Source organism: Sporosarcina pasadenensis, from assembly GCF_047228845.1.
GTDB lineage: Bacteria > Bacillota > Bacilli > Bacillales_A > Planococcaceae > Sporosarcina.
The window spans coordinates 229,592-249,020 of the sequence record NZ_JBFEGM010000004.1; the positions used below are offsets into that span (position 1 = coordinate 229,592).

The 19,429-nt window shown below is 45.9% G+C and carries 19 protein-coding genes and 1 other annotated feature; of the genes, 6 read left to right on the plus strand and 13 right to left on the minus strand.

Annotated features, from left to right (window positions below):
* Nucleotides 1–23 precede the first annotated feature (23 nt).
* Genes trmB through pepV form a run of 4 tightly spaced genes read right to left on the minus strand, consistent with a single transcriptional unit; the run spans nucleotide 24 to nucleotide 3,976 of the window.
* Nucleotides 24–668: a tRNA (guanosine(46)-N7)-methyltransferase TrmB gene (gene trmB, locus AB1K89_RS07995; RefSeq protein WP_413054238.1), complete on the minus strand. Its 645-nt coding sequence runs from the start codon at nucleotides 666–668 to the stop codon at nucleotides 24–26.
* 18 nt (nucleotides 669–686) lie between these two features.
* Nucleotides 687–1,679, minus strand: a complete 993-nt coding sequence (locus AB1K89_RS08000) for a nuclease-related domain-containing protein (protein ID WP_413054239.1) — start codon at nucleotides 1,677–1,679, stop codon at nucleotides 687–689.
* 33 nt (nucleotides 1,680–1,712) lie between these two features.
* On the minus strand, nucleotides 1,713–2,567 hold the full coding sequence (gene dat / locus AB1K89_RS08005) for a D-amino-acid transaminase (RefSeq protein ID WP_413054240.1): 855 nt from the start codon (nucleotides 2,565–2,567) through the stop codon (nucleotides 1,713–1,715).
* Entirely contained in the window at nucleotides 2,564–3,976 is a 1,413-nt protein-coding gene (pepV, locus tag AB1K89_RS08010) for a dipeptidase PepV (protein ID WP_413054283.1), read from the minus strand. Before pepV ends, dat begins: the two co-directional genes overlap by 4 nt.
* Before the next feature lie 270 nt (nucleotides 3,977–4,246).
* Here pepV and AB1K89_RS08015 point away from each other — a divergent pair, with 270 nt between their 5' ends.
* The gene (locus AB1K89_RS08015; RefSeq protein ID WP_413054241.1) at nucleotides 4,247–4,468 is read left to right on the plus strand and encodes a DeoR family transcriptional regulator; all 222 of its coding nucleotides are present in this window, start codon (nucleotides 4,247–4,249) and stop codon (nucleotides 4,466–4,468) included.
* A 47-nt stretch (nucleotides 4,469–4,515) separates the two neighbouring features.
* Here AB1K89_RS08015 and AB1K89_RS08020 read toward each other — a convergent pair whose 3' ends face one another.
* Both AB1K89_RS08020 and AB1K89_RS08025 read right to left on the minus strand, forming a co-directional pair.
* Nucleotides 4,516–5,232, minus strand: coding sequence for a pseudouridine synthase (locus tag AB1K89_RS08020; RefSeq protein ID WP_413054242.1), 717 nt, complete (start codon nucleotides 5,230–5,232; stop codon nucleotides 4,516–4,518).
* Between the two features lie 3 nt (nucleotides 5,233–5,235).
* Complete coding sequence (locus tag AB1K89_RS08025; RefSeq protein ID WP_413054243.1) at nucleotides 5,236–6,852, minus strand: putative polysaccharide biosynthesis protein; 1,617 nt, start codon at nucleotides 6,850–6,852, stop codon at nucleotides 5,236–5,238.
* 130 nt (nucleotides 6,853–6,982) lie between these two features.
* Here AB1K89_RS08025 and AB1K89_RS08030 point away from each other — a divergent pair, with 130 nt between their 5' ends.
* A complete protein-coding gene (locus AB1K89_RS08030; protein ID WP_413054284.1) occupies nucleotides 6,983–8,248 on the plus strand; it encodes a BaiN/RdsA family NAD(P)/FAD-dependent oxidoreductase in 1,266 nt (421 codons plus the stop codon).
* Nucleotides 8,249–8,392: 144 nt separating this feature from the next.
* Here AB1K89_RS08030 and leuS read toward each other — a convergent pair whose 3' ends face one another.
* The 4 genes from leuS to AB1K89_RS08050 all read right to left on the minus strand — a co-directional run bounded on the left by leuS (nucleotide 8,393) and on the right by AB1K89_RS08050 (nucleotide 13,843).
* Nucleotides 8,393–10,807, minus strand: a complete 2,415-nt coding sequence (leuS, locus tag AB1K89_RS08035; protein ID WP_413054244.1) for a leucine--tRNA ligase — start codon at nucleotides 10,805–10,807, stop codon at nucleotides 8,393–8,395.
* Nucleotides 10,808–10,885: 78 nt separating this feature from the next.
* Nucleotides 10,886–11,101, minus strand: a binding site (T-box leader).
* 111 nt (nucleotides 11,102–11,212) lie between these two features.
* Nucleotides 11,213–11,857 carry a CoA transferase subunit B gene (locus AB1K89_RS08040; protein WP_413054245.1) on the minus strand — a complete coding sequence of 215 codons (645 nt, stop codon included), beginning with the start codon at nucleotides 11,855–11,857 and terminating at the stop codon, nucleotides 11,213–11,215.
* A 9-nt stretch (nucleotides 11,858–11,866) separates the two neighbouring features.
* A complete protein-coding gene (locus AB1K89_RS08045; protein ID WP_413054246.1) occupies nucleotides 11,867–12,553 on the minus strand; it encodes a CoA transferase subunit A in 687 nt (228 codons plus the stop codon).
* Between the two features lie 108 nt (nucleotides 12,554–12,661).
* On the minus strand, nucleotides 12,662–13,843 hold the full coding sequence (locus AB1K89_RS08050; protein WP_413054285.1) for an MDR family MFS transporter: 1,182 nt from the start codon (nucleotides 13,841–13,843) through the stop codon (nucleotides 12,662–12,664).
* A 174-nt stretch (nucleotides 13,844–14,017) separates the two neighbouring features.
* Between AB1K89_RS08050 and mnmL the strand changes: the two genes are divergently transcribed.
* Nucleotides 14,018–14,977 carry a tRNA modification radical SAM protein MnmL/YtqA gene (mnmL, locus tag AB1K89_RS08055; protein WP_413054247.1) on the plus strand — a complete coding sequence of 320 codons (960 nt, stop codon included), beginning with the start codon at nucleotides 14,018–14,020 and terminating at the stop codon, nucleotides 14,975–14,977.
* Complete coding sequence (gene mnmM / locus AB1K89_RS08060; protein ID WP_413054248.1) at nucleotides 14,974–15,567, plus strand: tRNA 5-(aminomethyl)-2-thiouridylate-methyltransferase MnmM; 594 nt, start codon at nucleotides 14,974–14,976, stop codon at nucleotides 15,565–15,567. The genes mnmL and mnmM overlap by 4 nt, the downstream gene beginning before the upstream one ends.
* Before the next feature lie 65 nt (nucleotides 15,568–15,632).
* On the opposite strand, the gene AB1K89_RS08065 is transcribed toward mnmM, so the two are convergent.
* The 3 genes from AB1K89_RS08065 to AB1K89_RS08075 form a co-directional block, all read right to left on the minus strand.
* Nucleotides 15,633–16,361 carry an SDR family NAD(P)-dependent oxidoreductase gene (locus AB1K89_RS08065; protein ID WP_413054249.1) on the minus strand — a complete coding sequence of 243 codons (729 nt, stop codon included), beginning with the start codon at nucleotides 16,359–16,361 and terminating at the stop codon, nucleotides 15,633–15,635.
* Nucleotides 16,358–16,921: a DUF4825 domain-containing protein gene (locus AB1K89_RS08070; RefSeq protein ID WP_413054250.1), complete on the minus strand. Its 564-nt coding sequence runs from the start codon at nucleotides 16,919–16,921 to the stop codon at nucleotides 16,358–16,360. Before AB1K89_RS08070 ends, AB1K89_RS08065 begins: the two co-directional genes overlap by 4 nt.
* Before the next feature lie 108 nt (nucleotides 16,922–17,029).
* Complete coding sequence (locus AB1K89_RS08075) at nucleotides 17,030–17,611, minus strand: 3D domain-containing protein (protein WP_413054251.1); 582 nt, start codon at nucleotides 17,609–17,611, stop codon at nucleotides 17,030–17,032.
* A 127-nt stretch (nucleotides 17,612–17,738) separates the two neighbouring features.
* On the opposite strand from AB1K89_RS08075, the gene AB1K89_RS08080 reads away from it, so the two are divergent.
* Together AB1K89_RS08080 and AB1K89_RS08085 are read left to right on the plus strand one after the other, a co-directional pair.
* Nucleotides 17,739–18,254 (plus strand): GNAT family N-acetyltransferase, encoded by a 516-nt coding sequence (locus AB1K89_RS08080; protein ID WP_413054252.1) that lies wholly within the window; start codon nucleotides 17,739–17,741, stop codon nucleotides 18,252–18,254.
* Between the two features lie 113 nt (nucleotides 18,255–18,367).
* Nucleotides 18,368–19,030: a GntR family transcriptional regulator gene (locus AB1K89_RS08085; RefSeq protein ID WP_413054253.1), complete on the plus strand. Its 663-nt coding sequence runs from the start codon at nucleotides 18,368–18,370 to the stop codon at nucleotides 19,028–19,030.
* Nucleotides 19,031–19,429 lie beyond the last annotated feature (399 nt).

A 19,429-nucleotide genomic window follows, 5' to 3' on the forward strand; every position in this document is an offset into this window, starting at 1 on the left:
ACATAACATCCCCTTTCGCACGTCTAATTATTGAACATTGCTTCCAACCGGTAGATAGGCTGCCCCTTTGCTGAGAACTTTTCCTCATATTCTGTCATAATATTATCCTCAGGCATTTCCGCATGCAAATCAAGTGACACATCCTGAAGAATCATCCCGTAAGCCGACATGGAAACGAGAGAGTACTCGAACAGCTTCCTGTTGTCAGTCTTGAAATGGATTTCCCCTCTTTTCTTCAACACCGTCTCATAGCGGGCCAAAAATGATGCATGGGTCAACCGGCGTTTTTCATGGCGTGATTTCGGCCAAGGATCGGAGAAGTTCAAGTAGATCCTATCCAATTCCCCTGCTTGGAATAATCCCTCTAGATTGGCACCATTTCCTCTAAGAAGCCGTAAGTTGGAAGGTTTTTCCGACTCAATGACCTTTTCCAATGCGGACACGATCACATTATCGAAATGCTCAATTCCTATATAGTTGATGTCTGGATTGGCTAGAGCCATGCCGATGACGAATTGCCCTTTCCCTGTTCCGACTTCTACATGTATCGGATTTTCATTGCCGAAAACCGCTTTCCACTCTATTGCTGTTCCTTCTTCTTCGTGGATCAACACATCAGGATGCTCTGCCATGAAATCTTTTGCCCACGGTTTATTGCGAAGCCGCATAATCAATTACACTCATTTCTATTCATTATTATCAGGCTGTCCCTGATCAATCTGCTCTTCAAAAAGTCTGCTCACCGCAGTAGTTTGCCCGTTATCCAAAATCGATTGTGCTGCCTTGAATTGGTTGTACTTCATTGGCACTGTCGATTTCCGGAGCGAGGCAAACCAGTTTTCGTACGTTCTTCGGTCGACGATGTCTGTATCGTAAGGCAACCCTGGGTAATCAATATAGCCGTTTCTTGAGATAATCAATTTCTTAATAGGGAAATCGACTTCGTTCGCCGCAAAGATTCCCGACACTATTTTCTCCATCCTTGTCAGTCCGATAAGCGGATTTAATACCCTGGATTCCTGATCCCCGAATTTCTTCGTCCAAAACCGGTCTCCATTTCCGATATATGCAGCCGCGCTCTCGGCTTCCAACACCGTGATGCATAGGCATTCTATCGGCGTGATAAGGATGATGTCGAGCTCAACGGGTGCTTTTTTCACTTTTAGAATCGGGTAATAAAACAAAAGGTAGCTGTCAGGAAGTTGCTGGGTGAAGCTTCTTAGGAGTGAATCCCTCATGAAACCTGCATCCAGGTTGGACCTTTCCAACATCGTCGAGCTTGCCCATTTTAATTGAAAATGGAATAGCTGGTCCAAATAAAGTGTCCGAAGCTGTTGCTCGTTTTCAGGATGATAGATGATATTTGGATTGAAATCCAAGACTCCCACATCATCACCTTGTCCATCCTTGCCAATCTCCAACGGCTCCTCTTCCTCCAAACGCACTTTCCGATTGCCGAACAGACGGACTAGAGGGGAATACCATTTCCCCTCCTCGGTCTGCTGCTCTCCCGTTTCTTCGGGAATATGCCTCCAATCGGAAAGGTCAGCTCCATGCTCCCATTGAGTTTTCATCCGTTTCCATTGGGAAGTTTTCAACCGGATATATTGTGTCGGATAACGTGATAAATCATTTTCGTAGCGAGAAACATAATCAAGCAGTTTGACGAGTTGCGCCAATTTTTTCCACTCCGATCAGTAAGCCAATGTTCGTCATTCGCCCGCTACGGACAACGGAATCTGCCGCGCGAATGCTTTCTGCAGGCTTCTCGTAATCCCACCCGGCGTACCTGAACCAACCGGTTTCTCATCAATTAAAACGACAGGGGTGATTTCCGCGGTCGTCGACGTAATGAAAAATTCATCCATCGTGTACATCTCGTCCGGTGTGAATGCCCTTTCTTCGATAGGAATTCCGTTTTCCTTACAAAGCTTCAACACAACTTGGCGTGTGATTCCGTTCAAAATAAGATTTGTCGCCGGATGTGTAATAACGACGCCATCTTTGACACCAAATGCATTGGAGGATGATCCTTCCATGACAATTCCGTCGCGGATGAAGATTGCCTCAGCACAGCCCGCTTCGTAAGCTTCTTGTTTTGCAAGTACATTGGCTAGCAAGTTCAGGCTCTTAATGTCGCAACGGAGCCATCTTACATCTTCAACTGTTTTTACCGAAACGCCGCCCTCGATATTGCTCAAAGGCCTTGGATTATGGACGGAGTATGCAGTCACGACCGGAGTCACTGCAAGTTCAGGAAACTGATGAACCCGCGGAGATGCTCCACGTGTCACTTGCAAATAAATATGGCCGGTTTCTACTTCGTTCACCTTTACCAATTCTTTTGCAATGTCGATCAGCTGCTGTTCCGAATAAGGGATGGTCATTTTGATTTTCGAAGCGCTTTGGAAAAGGCGCGCGAAATGCTCTTCAGCAGTATACAATTCCCCATCATATACTTTCACGACTTCATAAACTCCATCACCGAAGTAGTATCCTCTGTCATCAATCGAAATGTTCAAGCTATCCTTCTTTGTGAATTTCCCATCATTAAAATACATCGTCATTCGTTTTCCCCTTCCCTTTCATTGGACGCAAGTCGGCTGATCGCTTCCGTATAAATGGCTGTCGCCTTTAATAAGTCCTCTATATATACATATTCATCCGCTTGATGAGCGACATCGTCCCTTCCCGGGAAGAGCATGCCGAAAGCGACTCCTTTATCAAGCACGCGCGCATACGTGCCGCCGCCGATCGCCAAAAGTTCAGCCTCTTCACCCGTATAGGACGTGTAAATCTCTTGCAACGTTTTGATGAACGGATCATTTGCATCGACATGATGCGGCTTCGAATTGGATTTTACCTCCATAGTGAAAGGTGTATCCTTTAACCGATCGTTGCAAGTTCCGATCTTCTCTTCAAACGGATAAGTGACGGAATACCGCATGCTTACTTGCACTAGGCCACCCTCTTCCGGGGTAAAGGAGACGATGCCGGCATTCAATGTTGTATCGCCCGATATTTCGTCATTATAAGCTAATCCTAGAAAACGTCCCCGTGTTTCAGTTCCAAACGCGTCAACAATGAATTGGGTGAAATCCTTCGATTCACCTTCTTCAAAAATCTTATTCAAGAATGTTGCAAGGAGAACCGCCGCGTTTACTCCATTATCGGGCTCCATCGCATGTGCGGACTTGCCATGGAATCGTAAAAACGCCTCGCCGTTTTCCTCAACGATCGATGCCACGACGTCATGTATATTCGTAAAGCTTTCAAATTTACCTTGAATTTCCTTGAAATCGAACCCTTTAATATGTGCTTCCGCATAATCTGGCACCATATTCGTCCGGTCGCCCGATTTGAAATGAAGAAGTTGCCCATCGGCTTCTTTCGTCTTTTGAGTGAAGACCAATGTCGAAATCCCTTTTTCAGCGTTGATGATCGGAAAATCGGCGTCAGGCGCAAACCCGATTGTCGGCATTTCCTCTTTTTCAAAATAACGCTTCACACAACGGAAGCCGCTTTCTTCATCTGCCCCGATAATGAGGCGGACCCTTTTATTCAGAGGAATGCCCGCTTCCTTCACCATTTTCATGGCATGCCAAGCAGCGATTGTCGGCCCTTTATCATCAATCGCACCACGGCCGAACAGCTTCCCGTCCTTCACAGTCCCGTCAAACGGTCCGTATGTCCAATTGGAGCCTGCAGGTACAACATCGACGTGGCAAAGGATGCCAAGCAGCTCATCCCCTTCACCCATTTCAATATGACCTGCCATATTATCGATATTCTTCACAGTGAATCCCGCTTTCCTGCCTTCCTCCAGAAGCCAATCAAGCGCCCGCTTCGGCTCCGGTCCAAACGGTGCATCCTCTGTCGCCAAGCTTTCATCAAGTACGGATGGAATGGAAACCAATTGCTTCAAATCATCAATCAGAAGATTTTCTCTTTCCAACACTCTTTCTTTCCAATTCACCAATCCAAGCACCCTCTTTCCTGATACCCTATTTTTACATGTTCAGCTTAGAAAATAAAGAGCAAAACATTTCTTACAGAACTTTTACAAAAAATCCATGTACTATTTGCAAAAATGAGTTATACTAATATTGTCAGAACATTGCATCTGACGCAACGTTCTGATGAAAGGAGTGCATTGTCGGGGGCTATTTCAACTTAACATAGGGTACATTCAATAGTCTCATGCCCATCGTTTTTGGAAAATGATGATGAAGGAGTGGTTCCACAGTTGAATCCAGCTACTGATCGTATGCTTACCCGCATCAAGGACGTATATTTATATATCCTTGACAGGGGTATTGTCACAACGGAAAATGTTGTTGAAGAATTCGGCATCACATCCCGCACGGCGCAAAGGGACTTGAACGTCCTCGAATACAACGAGCTTATTACAAGCCCAGCCCGCGGGAAATGGACGACAACGAAGAAAAAAGTTAAATTGCCCTCGTAAATACACTTCAATCTAGCATACGAAAAGGCTGAACCGCACAATACGGTTCAGCCTTTTTCATTGCGAAGCATCGCGACTTCCTCATCCGTCAACTCCCTGTATTCTCCCAAGCTCAATGTCGTGTCCAACTCCAACGGCCCCATTGACAGTCGTTTCAAATAGACGACCCGCTTCCCGACCGCTTCAAACATCCGCTTCACTTGATGGAACTTCCCTTCTGTGATTGTCAGCTCGATTTCCGACGTTTCAGCTGAATGTAATATGCGAAGCTGTCCCGGTTTTGTGAAATAGCCGTCGTCCAACGTCAACCCTTCCGCAAACCGTTCAATATCCGTTTCATCGACCCGGCCATCGATATGCGCATAATACGTTTTGGGAACTTCCTTTTTCGGCGACAATAACTCATGGGCGAGCTTGCCGTCATTCGTTATCAATAAAAACCCTTCCGTATCCTTATCGAGCCTTCCAACCGGAAACGGTTCAAAATGCCGGTATTCACTGTCCAGCAAATCGATGACAGTCCGGTCCCGGTCATCCTCGGTCGCAGAGATGACGCCTTGTGGTTTATTTAACATTAAATAAATGAATTCCTTATAGACGACCCGTTCACCGAGTATCGTCACTTCATCATTTTCCGGATCGACGTGGAGCGCCGCATCCTTTACCGATTCGGCATTTACTTGCACGGCACCTTTCTTCAATAGTTGACGCACTTCTTTACGGGAGCCAAATCCCATATTCGCTAATAATTTATCAAGTCGCATCATTCACCCTCCAAAACCAAGCTTCTTCGTAATTCTCGTCAATCGGTCGCCAAACAGTTTTTGCGCGAGCCCAGATTTCAATGAAAGGGCCCCGTAAACAACCACCCCGACAAACGCACAAATCATAACATAGAGCAGCGCCTGCATCTTGCCGCCGACCGGACTGAAAGCCAACAGCCCCTTTAACGTAAAGTGAACGGCAATAAACATGATCACATTGAAGATCCCGATGAGGACCAGCCGCCTGAACACCATTCTCGAACGATAATGAAGGACTCTTGAAATGACATAGATATTGATTCCGACTGCGATTGCATATCCGATTGCCGTAGCAGCAATCGCACCGTTCACTTCGAAAAGCTTAATAAGTGGGATATTCAAGACCATTTTGAATAAAAGTCCCGTAAGTGAAGTGAAGACGATCCACTTATGCCGATCGATCCCTTGAAGGATTGCCGCAGTAACCGAGAATAGGCCGAACAATATCGCGACTGGAGCATATGCCGCCAACACACCTGAACCGACCGGGTTTTCACTGTATAGGAATGTATAAAATTCATTCGATAGGATGATCAGTCCTAGAACCATCGGAACGGTCAAATAGAGCATGATCTGAAATGTTTGGTCAAGAGAACGGGTAAGACCCTTCTGATCGTTCTTCGTATAATATCCCGTAATGACTGGAATGAGCGCCATGGAAAAGCCTGTCGCGACCATCACCGGTATCATGACTACTTTATGGGTGAGGAAGTTGAGCATCGTCAAATAAACGTCGGTTACTTTCGCGAGACCGATGCTCGACATCGCTCCATTGAACGTAATCATATCGATGAATTGATATAAAGGATTGATGACGCCGACTAGGACGAATGGAATTGTGTAGCCGATCACTTCTTTGTACATGTCAAGGAAGGTGACATTGCTCGCAGTTGGACTGCTCGCATACAACTGGGAGAATTCCGGCTTGTATTTCATCCAATATTTATATAGGACTACAAGACCGGCAAGGGCCCCGATGAATGCCGCAAACACCGCAAAATTCACTGCTGTCCTTGGAGACAGATCGAGCACATTCACAACGATAAAGCCGCCTACAAGGACAACTACAATCCTGACAATCTGCTCGACAAGCTGAGAGACGGACGTCGGTTCAAATTTCTGGTTCCCTTGCAAGTATCCGCGAACGATACTCATAAGCGGTACTGCCAACAAGGCGAAGCTGACCCAGCGGATAACAGATGTAATTTCTGCGATTGTAAAAATCTGCTCGTCGCTTTTCCGTACAAGATGGGCTATCGGTTCAGCCATAAAGTAGAGGACTAGAAACGACAGGACACCCGACAGTAACATGACGAGCACCCCGGATTTCATCAATTTCCGACCAGTTGCATAATCGCCCATCGCATTATACTTGGCTACAAATTTTGAAATGGCAAGCGGTGCACCTGAAATTGCGACCGCCAAAGCTAAATTGTATGGAATATATGCATATTGATACAAACCGATATTCTTTTCACCGACAATTGCATAAAACGGAATAACGTATAAAAGACCGAGCGCTTTCGATAAAAAGAGGCCGATCGTTAAAATAGCCGTGCCTTTCACAAGGTTTGATGACATATTTGATCCTTCCAATCTTAAGAACTACTCAACAAAGCTACATACCAGTTTACCCTCCGCCAGCACTTTTCACAATGATTAACGGGCGCATCATGTATAATGGAGAAAAACTGAAAGTGTGGTTCCATATATGTATGACGTCATTATCATCGGTGGGGGTCCCTCAGGACTGATGGCCTCGATCGCTGCAGCAGAGCATGGCAATAAAGTGCTTCTTCTCGATAAAGGGAAAAAGCTTGGCAATAAATTATCTATATCAGGTGGCGGAAGGTGCAATGTTACGAATCGACTGCCGCTTGAGGAAATTGTAAAAAACATCCCAGGTAACGGAAGGTTTTTATACGGCCCATTTTCCGTTTTCAATAATGAGGATATCATTGCGTTTTTTGAAGGGCTCGGCGTTCCGTTAAAAGAAGAGGATCACGGCCGGATGTTCCCTGTCTCGAATAAAGCTAAGGACGTCGTCAATGCGTTGCTGTCCGAAATGGATCGATTGCATGTGGAAGTGAGATTGTCGACCCGCGTGAAAAAACTATTGATGAATGAGGAACGGATCTTAGGCGTGCGGCTCGAAGACGGTGAAGAAATCCGTTCGCACTCGGTCGTTGTCGCTGTAGGCGGAAAGGCAGTGCCGCAAACCGGAAGCACAGGAGATGGCTACCCGTGGGCTGAGAAGGCCGGGCATACTGTGACTGACCTATATCCGACGGAAGTTCCATTGCTGTCCGATGAGCAATTCATCCAATCGAAGGAACTGCAAGGCCTCGCATTGCGGGATGTTGCTGTTTCCGTCTTGAATGCCAAAGGGAAAACGCTTGTCACTCATCAGATGGACATGCTTTTCACTCACTTCGGGTTAAGTGGCCCCGCCATATTACGGTGCAGCCAATTCGTCGTGAAGGAGCAGAAGAAAAATGGAGGACATCCTGTTGAATTGCGCATTGACTCGCTTCCTTCCATGAATGAGGAAAAGGCCTTCCAAATGATTCATGGTTTGTTGAAAGACGATCCAAAGAAGGCTATTAAGAACAGCTTGAAAGGAATCGCACCGGAAAGGTGGCTGCTGTTTTTATTTGATCGGGCAGGCATTGACCATGCCGATATCGGAGCCGGCCTTTCCAATGAAAAAATCCGAAAGCTCGCGGGGCTATTGAAAGGATTCCCGATGACCGTAAATGGCACGCAGCCGATTGAAAAGGCATTCGTCACAGGCGGTGGGGTTTCCACGAAGGAAATCGAACCTAAGACGATGGCTTCCCGGAAAAAGGATGGACTTTTCTTCTGCGGTGAGATCCTAGACATCCATGGTTATACAGGTGGATACAATATCACTTCCGCTCTCGTCACTGGACGGATTGCCGGCATGAGTGCCGGGGCATTTGCGAAAGATCAATGATAGATATCAACATCAGGGAGGTGATCCCTGGTGTTTTTTTATGCAATCGGTTTGTGGGATACCACATTGGATGACTGTTGGACGCGATCAAAAAAATCCGCGGAAAGCAATAAACTCTTTCCACGGATTACAAATATTCTATGCTTAAACAGCTACGATGTTAACCAATCTGCCTGGGATAGCGATGACTTTTTTCAATTCTTTTCCATCAATCCATTGCTTCACAGTTTCATCTGCAAGTGCAACCTTTTCAAGATCTTCTTTCGTAATGTCTTTTGCGACATTGATCTTCGCACGGACTTTTCCGTTGATTTGCACAGCAACTTCGACTGTGTCATCGAATAGTTTTGATTCGTCGTACGTCGGCCACGCGACATACGAAATCGATTCATTATGACCTAACTTCTCCCAAAGCTCTTCTGCCAGATGCGGAGTAATCGGAGAAATCATAATGACAAAGCCTTCAACGAATTCTTTTGGAATCGAGTCGACTTTATACCCTTCATTGATGAACACCATCATTTGAGAAATGGCAGTGTTGTTACGCATTCCTTCGAAGTCTTCCGTTACTTTCTTCACGGTTTGGTGATACACCTTTTCAATCGCGCCGCCTGGTTCTCCACCGATTTTCGAGCTTAGCGTTCCATCTTCATTGACGAATAGTCGCCAAATGCGATCCAAGAAACGCCGAGATCCTTCCAAGCCATTGGTCGACCATTCTTTTGATGCTTCAAGTGGTCCCATGAACATTTCGTATAGACGAAGCGTATCCGCGCCGTGTGAATGGACGATGTCGTCAGGGTTGATGACGTTGCCAAGTGACTTGGACATTTTCACATGTCCCTCTCCAAGGATCATTCCTTGGTTGAACAATTTTTGGAAAGGCTCCTTCGTCGGTACGACGCCGATATCATAAAGAACCTTATGCCAGAAGCGGGCGTATAGAAGGTGAAGCACCGCATGCTCCGCACCGCCGACGTAAATGTCGACCGGCAACCAGCGTTCTGCCAGCTTCGGATCAATTAGCATCTCATCATTATCCGGATCGATATAGCGCAAGTAGTACCAGCAGCTTCCTGCCCATTGCGGCATCGTATTCGTTTCCCTGCGGCCTTTCATGCCGGTAACCGGATCGACTACATTGACCCACTCTTCGATATTCGCTAATGGTGATTCGCCTGTTCCGCTCGGCTTGATGTTATCCGTCTTCGGCAGCATCAATGGCAATTCGTATTCATCTACAGGAGTCATTGATCCGTCTTCCCAATGGATGATCGGAATCGGTTCACCCCAATAACGCTGTCTGGAGAATAGCCAATCGCGCAGACGATACGTAATTTTCTTCTCGCCTTTGCCGTTTTCTACGAACCACGCAATCGCCTTTTCGATCGCTTCCTCTTTCCCTAGACCATTCAAGAAATCGGAGTTGATATGTTCTCCATCGCCAGTATATGCCTCTTTTGAGATATCTCCGCCTGCAACGACTTCAACGATCGGCAAGTTGAATTCAACTGCGAACTCATAATCCCTTTCATCATGCGCAGGAACCGCCATAATTGCGCCTGTTCCATAGCTTGCAAGGACGTAATCCGCAATCCAGATCGGCATTTTTTCGCCGCTTGCAGGGTTGATTGCGTAAGCGCCCGTGAATACGCCAGTCTTCTCTTTCGCAAGGTCGGTACGCTCCAAGTCGCTTTTCGTTTTCACTTTCTCCAAATAAGCGTCTACAGCTTCCTTTTGCTCAGCAGTCGTAATTTTGTCGACAAGCTTATGCTCAGGGGCAAGTACCGCATACGTCGCACCGAAGATTGTATCCGGACGCGTCGTAAATGCTTCGAATGAAAGGTCTGTTCCGTCAATGTCGAACGTCAATTGGGCGCCTTCAGAGCGGCCGATCCAGTTGCGTTGCATATCCTTCAAGCTTTCAGGCCAATCAAGATCCTCCAGATCTTCAAGTAAACGATCTGCATATTCCGTTATGCGCAATACCCATTGGCGCATCGGGCGGCGCTCGACCGGATGACCGCCACGTTCGGATTTGCCGTCAATGACTTCCTCGTTCGCAAGGACTGTTCCAAGTGCCGGGCACCAGTTGACAGGCACTTCATCGATATACGCCAAGCCTTTTTTATACAATTGGATGAAAATCCATTGCGTCCATTTGTAATATTTCGGATCTGTCGTATTCACTTCACGATCCCAGTCGTAGGAAAATCCAAGGTCATTCATTTGACGCTTGAACGTCGCGATGTTTTTCGCAGTGAATTCTGCAGGGTCATTCCCCGTGTCAATCGCATATTGTTCAGCAGGCAATCCGAAAGCATCCCACCCCATCGGATGAAGGACATTGTAGCCTTGCTTCCGTTTGAATGAACTTAAAATGTCCGTCGCGATATAACCAAGCGGATGGCCGACGTGAAGCCCGGCACCGGAAGGGTATGGGAACATATCAAGCGCGTAGAACTTCGGCTTAGATTCGTCATTGACCATTTTGTACGTCTTGTTGTCTTTCCAGTACTGCTGCCATTTCTTTTCGATTTCTACATGTTTATAACTCATTGCTGTTCATTCCTTCCCTCTATATTCAAAATGCGCATTGCGGTTCGCGGAAATAAAAAAACTCCCGTCCCTTAATCGATAAGGGACGAGAGGTATATGTACTCCCGCGGTGCCACCCAAATTGACGGCAAAGCCGCCCAACTTGTTTCCTTAACGCGGAAAACGGCACTGGCTACTTTTCGTTCACCGATGCAGGCTCAAAGGCGAGTTCATCGTAGTCGTACAGGCTTGCACCAAACCGCCTGCTCTCTTCAATCGACCGGACCGATTACTATTCCTTATCAACGCCAACGCTATTTGAATTCAGTTTATTGTAGTGTACCCGAAATTGTTCCAAAATACAATACATGAAACAATATAGCTAAAAAACACCAAGTCCTTCAGCGAGGACTTGGCATGTATATGTCAATCAATATTCACTTTCAGTTCCGCTTCTGTCGAATTGATGACGTCTTCGACTGTGAACCCTTCGAATACTTCCTTTAATTCCAGACCGTAGGGTGTCACGTCGATCAAGGCGCGTTCCGTGATGATTTTATGGACGACGCCTTTTCCTGTCAACGGCAATGAGCATTCCTTCTTGATTTTGGGCGAGCCGTCTTTCGCGACGTGGTCCATGATGACGATGATTTTTTTAGCGCCATGCACGAGATCCATCGCGCCGCCCATCCCTTTGATCATCTTGCCTGGAATCATCCAGTTGGCAAGGTCTCCTTTTTCGGACACTTCCATACCGCCAAGGATGGCTACATCGACATGCCCCCCACGGATCATAGCAAAGGATTCCGCACTATCGAAAAATGCAGAGCCGGGAATCGTCGTCACCGTTTCTTTGCCCGCGTTAATCAGATCTGGATCGACCTGGTCCTCCGTCGGGTACGGCCCGATGCCAAGGAGGCCGTTTTCCGATTGCAGCACTACCGTTTTGTCTTCCGATATATAGTTGGCGACCAATGTCGGCATTCCGATGCCAAGGTTGACGTAGTCGCCGTCTTTAATTTCCTTTTCCGCACGTCTTGCAATTCTCTCTCTCAAATTCATCGTGAACATCCCCTTCCCTTATCGAGTCGTCAGTCGCTCTATCCGTTTCTCCTGCTTCGCTTGCAATAATCCTTGTACGTAGATGCTCGGAGTATGGATCGTCGCCGGGTCGAGGTCGCCCGTCTCTACGATTTCTTCCACCTCTGCAATTGTTATCTTGCCTGCCGCAGCCATCATCGGATTGAAGTTTTGGGCAGTCTTGTTATAGATCAAGTTCCCAATCTTATCGGCCTTTGCTGCGCGAATTAATGCAAAATCAGCAACGAGCGCTTCTTCAAGGACATATTCCTTGCCATTGAACACCCTAATTTCTTTTCCGTCCGCTACAGTCGTCCCTACTCCTGCAGGTGTGTAAAATGCCGGGATCCCCGCTCCGCCTGCACGTATCTTTTCAGCGAGCGTCCCTTGCGGTGTCAGTTCGACTTCGATTTCGCCTGAAAGCACTTGGCGTTCGAATTCCTTATTTTCACCGACATACGATCCTATCATCTTCTTAATCTGCTTCTCTTTCAATAACAGACCAAGACCCCACTCATCCACTCCACAGTTATTCGAAATGATCGTCAAATCTTTGACGCCTTTCTCGACAAGTGCCAAAATGAGCTGTTCCGGGATTCCGACAAGTCCGAAGCCCCCCACCATTAAAGTGGAGCCGTCTTCGATCTGCGAAATCGCTTCCATAGCTGTTGAATAAATCGGTTTCATCTAGCATTCCCCCTTTAAATCCTTCAGAAAAATTGCAACTATCCTATATTCATTTAATCAAACTATTTAACGGGAAGCAATCTTCCAAACTAAAAAACCGGAAATCCCTTATTGGATGTCCGGTTTTTGATTTGATTTCAACGGCCTGTCGTATACAAGCGTTGTGATGATTGTAATGGCCATGAGGCTCGTCAGAAGCAAGAGCATCATTTTCATCCCGTGGATTTCCACGAGGATGCCCCCCGCCAAAGGACCAATCATGCGGCCGATCGTAGCAGCAGAGTTGACGACTCCCTGGTAAAACCCATCCCTTCCTTTCGGTGCAAGTTGGCTCGCCAAAGTTGGAATGGCCGGCCAAACGATCATTTCACCGAATGTGAGGATGACCATCGAAACGATGAACATTTTAAAAGAGCCTGCAAAACTGACTACGATAAAGGAGATGATAAAGATTACCGTCCCAATGACCATCTGCGCTTTCAGCTGCTTTTCAAGCCGTTTGATAAGCGGTTTGATGAACGGTTGTCCAATAACGATCAGCAGTCCGTTAATCGTCCAAATGAAGCTGTATTCCCTCAATGTCACTCCGAGTGATAATGCATGCGTGGAAATCGTCGTCGACCATTGGGAATAGACAAGCCACGTGATCAAATAGCCGCCGACCAAGATGAGCAATGCATAAAAGGGAGCTTTGTTCTTGATGCGCACTGTTTCACGGATGACGTCCGTGTGGCGATCGGGTGCTATTTCCAGCTTTCTATATCCGAAGTAGGCAATGAAAAGAAAAACAACATAAAAAATCAAGTTCGCAAAGAATATATAATCAATATGCACAGATGCTATCAAACCCGCGAGTGCGGGTCCAATTGCAACGCCGACATTTTGCGCCAAGTAAATCGAGTTGAATGCTTTCCTGCCACCTTCCGGCCATAGCGTTCCGACCATCGCATACATGCTCGGAAAGATGACTCCGCCGCTAAATCCTAAAACTGTAAGCAAAATGATATATGGATACCAATCATGATCGTATACAAGATAAGCAAGTGCCAAAATCGAAATAATGATGCCCGCCATGATTGATTTGAATCCACCGATCTTGTCAAATAAAAAACCGCCAAGCAGATTCCCAACGACACCGGCTCCGGCATTCGCCATCAGGACAAGACCGGCGACCGCCAAAGACTTACCGAGGTATTCATGCATATATATCGTATTCAATGGCCAGAGGAACGAGTTCCCTATGACATTGACAAACATCCCTATGATAAGTAGCCAAACTTTATTTGGTATTTCCATTTTAGGCATTTTCCATTGCCTCCGATCTCTATCTCCTACTAGCAAAGGCTATTTCGAGTGTATGCCTTTTTCTGGTTTGGGACAAGAAAAACAGAATATGTTCCGCAATTCAGATGACAACGATCGAATTCGACATGGTACAATGTAACGTTAGAGGAGTTGAAATAGATGGTTGACTACATTTACCCGTTCCCTACCGAGGGAAAACGGTATCATACATGGTCACGGCATTTAAAGGACGAATTCGGCTTTAAAATATTCAAGGTCGCTCTTGATGCGGGATTTGATTGTCCAAACAGGGACGGCACGGTTGCTTTTGGCGGCTGTACATTTTGCAGTGTCGCTGGCTCGGGCGATTTTGCGGGAGATCGGGCGAAGCCGATCGAAGTCCAATTTGCGGAGATTCGTGACAAGATGCATCGGAAATGGAAAGATGGCAAGTATATCGCTTATTTTCAGGCTTATACGAACACGCATGCCCCGCTTCCTGTTTTGAAGGAGAAATTCGAAGCGGCTCTCGCCCAACCCGGAGTTGTCGGCTTATCTATCGGCACTCGTCCCGATTGCCTGCCCGACGATGTTGTCGACTATTTGGCCGAGCTGAATGAACGCACGTATTTATGGGTCGAATTAGGTTTGCAGACCGTTCATGAAAAAACAGCCAAGCTCGTGAACAGGGCACATGATTACGCCACTTACGTGGAAGGCGTGGAAAAACTGCGGAAGCACGGCATCCGTGTTTGCACCCATATCATCAATGGACTGCCGCTCGAAGATAGAGAAATGATGATGGAAACGGCAAGACAAGTGGCGAAACTCGACGTCCAAGGCATTAAGATTCATCTATTGCATTTGCTGAAAGGAACTCCGATGGTGAAACAATACGAAAAGGGCCTGCTGGAGTTTCTTGAGAGAGAGGAATATATCAACCTTGTCGTCGATCAACTGGAAATTTTTCCTCCCGAGATGATTGTCCATCGTATTACTGGAGACGGTCCGCTCGATTTAATGATCGGTCCGATGTGGAGTGCTTCCAAGTGGGATGTGCTGAATGGCATCGACAAAGAATTGGAACGACGCGACAGCTATCAAGGGAAGTTTTACGTAAAGGCGGTTGAACGCATATGAGTACTATTTTATTGCACAGGGTTTTGCCCTTTTCAAAACGGTTAATCAGTGAAACTGTTTCACCAGGTGATACGGTTGTCGATGCGACTGCGGGAAACGGGAATGACACTTTATTCCTGGCGGAGCTCGTAGGTGAGGAAGGACATGTATTCGCTTTTGATATCCAGCAAGCCGCGCTCGAATCGACCGCAAATAGGTTGGACAAGCTGAATGATCGTGTCACATTGATTTTGGACAGCCATGCCAATGTGGATCAGTACGTCACAAAGCAGATTGGCGGAGCAATGTTCAATTTGGGGTACCTTCCATATAGTGAAGATCTGTCCATCATCACAAAACCAGATTCTACAATCGAAGCTATCGATAAGCTTCTCGGCATGCTTAAAAAAGGTGGAATCATAACGATTTCCGTTTATGATGGCCATGAAGGCGGGAAGGAAGAGCGTGACGCATTGCTCGCCTATGTGAAGTCGCTCCACCAGGCCGATGTTCACGTCATCCGTTATGAATTGCTGAACCAACGAAAAAATCCCCCATTTTTGATTGCAATCGAAAAAGTGAGGGATTTTGAACAGGTCGAGCAAGTGTAAATTTAAAGTGGGTGTCCGATAGAAAGGTTGCCATTACGGCTTCCTTCTAATCGAACACCCCTTTTTCATTCACTGATTTGGCGGATATCCGCTATTGGTCCGAGTGAGCTGAAATCTTTGCGTTCCAATATGACGATAAGTTTCCTTGCTGTCTCTTCCGCACTGGTTAAATGACCGTGCCGTTTGTAGTCAACAAAACGGTCGTGCAATGGGAAGTCATCCGCATTGCTTGCCCGGATTGTTTCCTGCATGCCAGTGTCGATGATTCCAGGGGCAATCGATAGGATGTCCACAGGGTGTTCGGCCTGTTTCTGCTCCAATGATACGACTCGGGAAAAGTGGTCGAGCCCCGCTTTCGTCGTGCAATAAACACCCCAGCCTTCATATGGACTCCTGCCTGCACCTGAAGAAATATTGACGATCCTCTTATCGCCCTCAAACTTATCAAGCGCTGAGATGAATGCATTCGAAAGAATCATAGGAGCCGTCAGATTGACAGCGAGCGCTTCTGACAGTTTCGATTCGTCTATTGTTCCGATCAATCCGATCGGTTCCACTGTCCCCGCATTATTGATCAATGTGAAGGATGTAGCAGACGAAACATTCTCTTCAATGACATTACGGATCAGCTCAGCCAAATGAGCGGTCTGTGAAAGATCAACAGTCAACATATCTTCGTCCTCGTTTGCATTTGTCCGGGCGATGCCAATTACCTTATCCCCCTTGGACTTAAGTTGTTTCATCAATTCAAAACCGATTCCTTTTGATGCACCGGTAACAATAAAAATATTCATCTGTCTTCCCCTTTCATATAAGCGTTAAGCCAAGCTTCGATTTCCGCCTTACCCGAATTACGTAACTCCTTTTGCACTTGGCCCTTAAACTGTTCAGGGTCGATCAAACTGCCGAAATCCTCACCAAACCAATCCATGACATTTTCACGAGTCACAACGTAAGACTCGTCAAGGAACGCCATATTTACCTTTTCCAAGTTGTTAATTAACAGAAATGCGGCAGTCGAGTTGTAAATGACAGCCTGTTCAGCTTTGCCTTCCAGCTCAGCTGACTTCGCCTCATAATGGACGAGCAGGTAAAACTCTTCAGGCTTCATTTCTATCGTCCCTTTGTATTCATTCAAAGGCAAAGACTGAAACAGCCCTGAAGTATTCGAGGCATCACCCATATAGTCATTTTTATAATCGAGCACAGTTCCAAAATCGTGCTTCAAAGGATCCTGCTGAAGCTTCTCTTCCCCGACTTTCGCCTTTCCCGGAATCTCGACATAAGCAATCCAAATGTATAAAGGTATTGCTAGAATAGCAATTAAACCAATGATTAATCTTCTCTTCTCCATATCCACTCCCCATTCCCCTCGTTTTACAACAGTTTACCATGATGGATGAATCTTTGGAGGAATTAAAATAGCCAACCCTTTGAAAATGAAAGGGTTGGCTAGCTATCGTCATTTCAATATTTTTATCTTCACGTCTTTTCTTCCCCATTTATACGCTTCGCTTTTGCTTGGGAAGAAGACATCGATTTTATTTCCTTTAATTGACCCTCCGGTATCGCCTGCTATGGCATATCCGTATCCTTCCACGTACACTTTAGTTCCTAATGGTATAATGGATGGATCGACAGCAATCACTTTCGCATCTGGATTGCGCTTCAAGTTAATGCCTGTTGAAGTAATGCCCGAACAGCCGTTGCAATTTGCCGTATAAGCACTTGCGGAAACCGTGATTTCCTTTACAACGTTGTCATCATCAGATCGCGAAGGTGTTTTGGCAACCTTTTTAGATGATACTTTCGCGACGTTTGTATCGGTCTTGACGACCTTCAAGTTTTGATTCGGATGAATGATATCCGATTTAATGCCATTCCATGTTTTTAATTCTTTTACGGTGATGTTATGCATTTCCGCTATCTTAAATAGCGTATCACCTTTTTTGACCTTATACGTTGAAGAGGCTGCAAAACTTTCGGTCGTGCTACCGATCAATAAAACTACTGTAAAAATAAGCGTCACAATATGTTTTCTCAAGTTTTCTACTCCCCGCCTTTTTTAGTCTATCCATAGATTAGCAGTGAAGTATTACATGGATGTTACAGTTTGCAACCAGTATCATTACAAAAGAAAAGTGAATATTACACTGGGAGGTAAATTTAATTTGACAGAAATTTTAGTGAAAATGGCAAAGAGGAATGAAGCAAAATCCATTGCTGACTTGCTTTCAAGATGCCAATGGTTCACTTATGGTGAACTGTTTTCGAAAGCTTATATTGAGCGTCTAATTGAGAAATATTACAATGTCGAACGCGTCGAACAGGAAGTCACAACAATCGACAAAAGGTGGCACGGCTATATTGTCGCTGAAATGGCAGGAAACATACTAGGAGTCATTGGCGGCGGGATGAAAGATGAAGCTCATGGAGAGATTTACGTCTTCTATGTTGCCCCTGAAGCAAGAGGAAAAGGAATCGGTTCAAGACTTCTCGATTTTTATACAAAAGTACAAAAGCATACATACGGTGCGGATCGGCAATGGGTTTTGGTTGCAAAAGGCAATATGTACGGAATCCCTTTTTATGAAGCGAAGGGCTTTACATACGTTCGGGAAGAGATATCTTATGGGGCGACCGAAGAAGATAAAGATATTTCACTCGTCTACTCCCGCCTGATTTAAACCGATATATTAAATATCAAAACTTCCCCCCTTCATTCTTTTACTGTATACTATTGGTACTAGAAATGTAGCAAGTCATGATTTTTAAATTGCAAGCAGGATGGTGATGAGTAATGCCGATTCCTTCGGGGCATCAAAAGCCGACACGGAAGACAGCGAAAGAAAGTGCATTTAATCAATTACAGCAATGGATCATCGATGGAACATTGCAGCCAGGTGAGAAATTGAACGATATTGAATTGGCTGAAGCGCTCGGTGTCAGCAGAACGCCAATCCGCGAGTCGCTGCAATTGCTCGAAGTCCAAGGATTCGTGAAAATGTATCCTGGAAAAGCGACACAAGTGACAGAGGTCGTCAAAGAGTCAATCAATGACCTGTTGCCGCCACTAGCCGCCCTGCAGGCATTGTCTGCAGAACTTGCTATCCCAAATTTAGATGATACCGTCATAAAAGATTTGGAAGAGACGAATGATCGTTTCGCACAAGCCGTCCATGAAGAAGATTATTTTACGGCATTGAAAATTGATGAGGACTTTCACCAAATCATCGTCGACCAAGCTTCAAACCAATATATACATTCCATTGTCGCTTCGTTGCAAACCCATGTCCGCCGGCTGTTCTTCCACAATTCGATTATCTTGACGGAAGAGTCGATTGAAGAGCACAAGGATATTATCCGCTTCCTGAAAGAAGGAAATGGTGAAAAAGCAGCGGCAGTCATGCGCGAAAACTGGCTCCGTGCCATTGATGAATTTAATTCAAAGAAAACAGAATAAAAAAGCACTCCTTTGACTTCCGGACTGTTTGACTCTCTTTTCAGGAGGACGCTTTCTTATCTGTAGGCAAGAGTTTGCCTGAATTATTTTGATGATATTAGAGATAAAGGGCTTAACACTGTAAACAGGCTGTTGCTTTCCGTTCCGGCACTCGCTTTCCGCGGGCATGGCTTGAGCCTCCTCGGTCGCAAAAGGCGTGCGTCCTGCGGGGTCTCAAGGCTCATGCTATTCCCGCAGGAAAAGCCGTCACGGTGAACGGCTTTTGCGAACAAAAGCGAAGCGTTGAGAGCACATCTTTGCACTTCGGCGCCTGCACTCCACGCAACAAGTGCCCCTTAATATAACAACAATGAATATACCAAATAGACCTAACAAATATTTGTTTTATTCGCAAAGCCA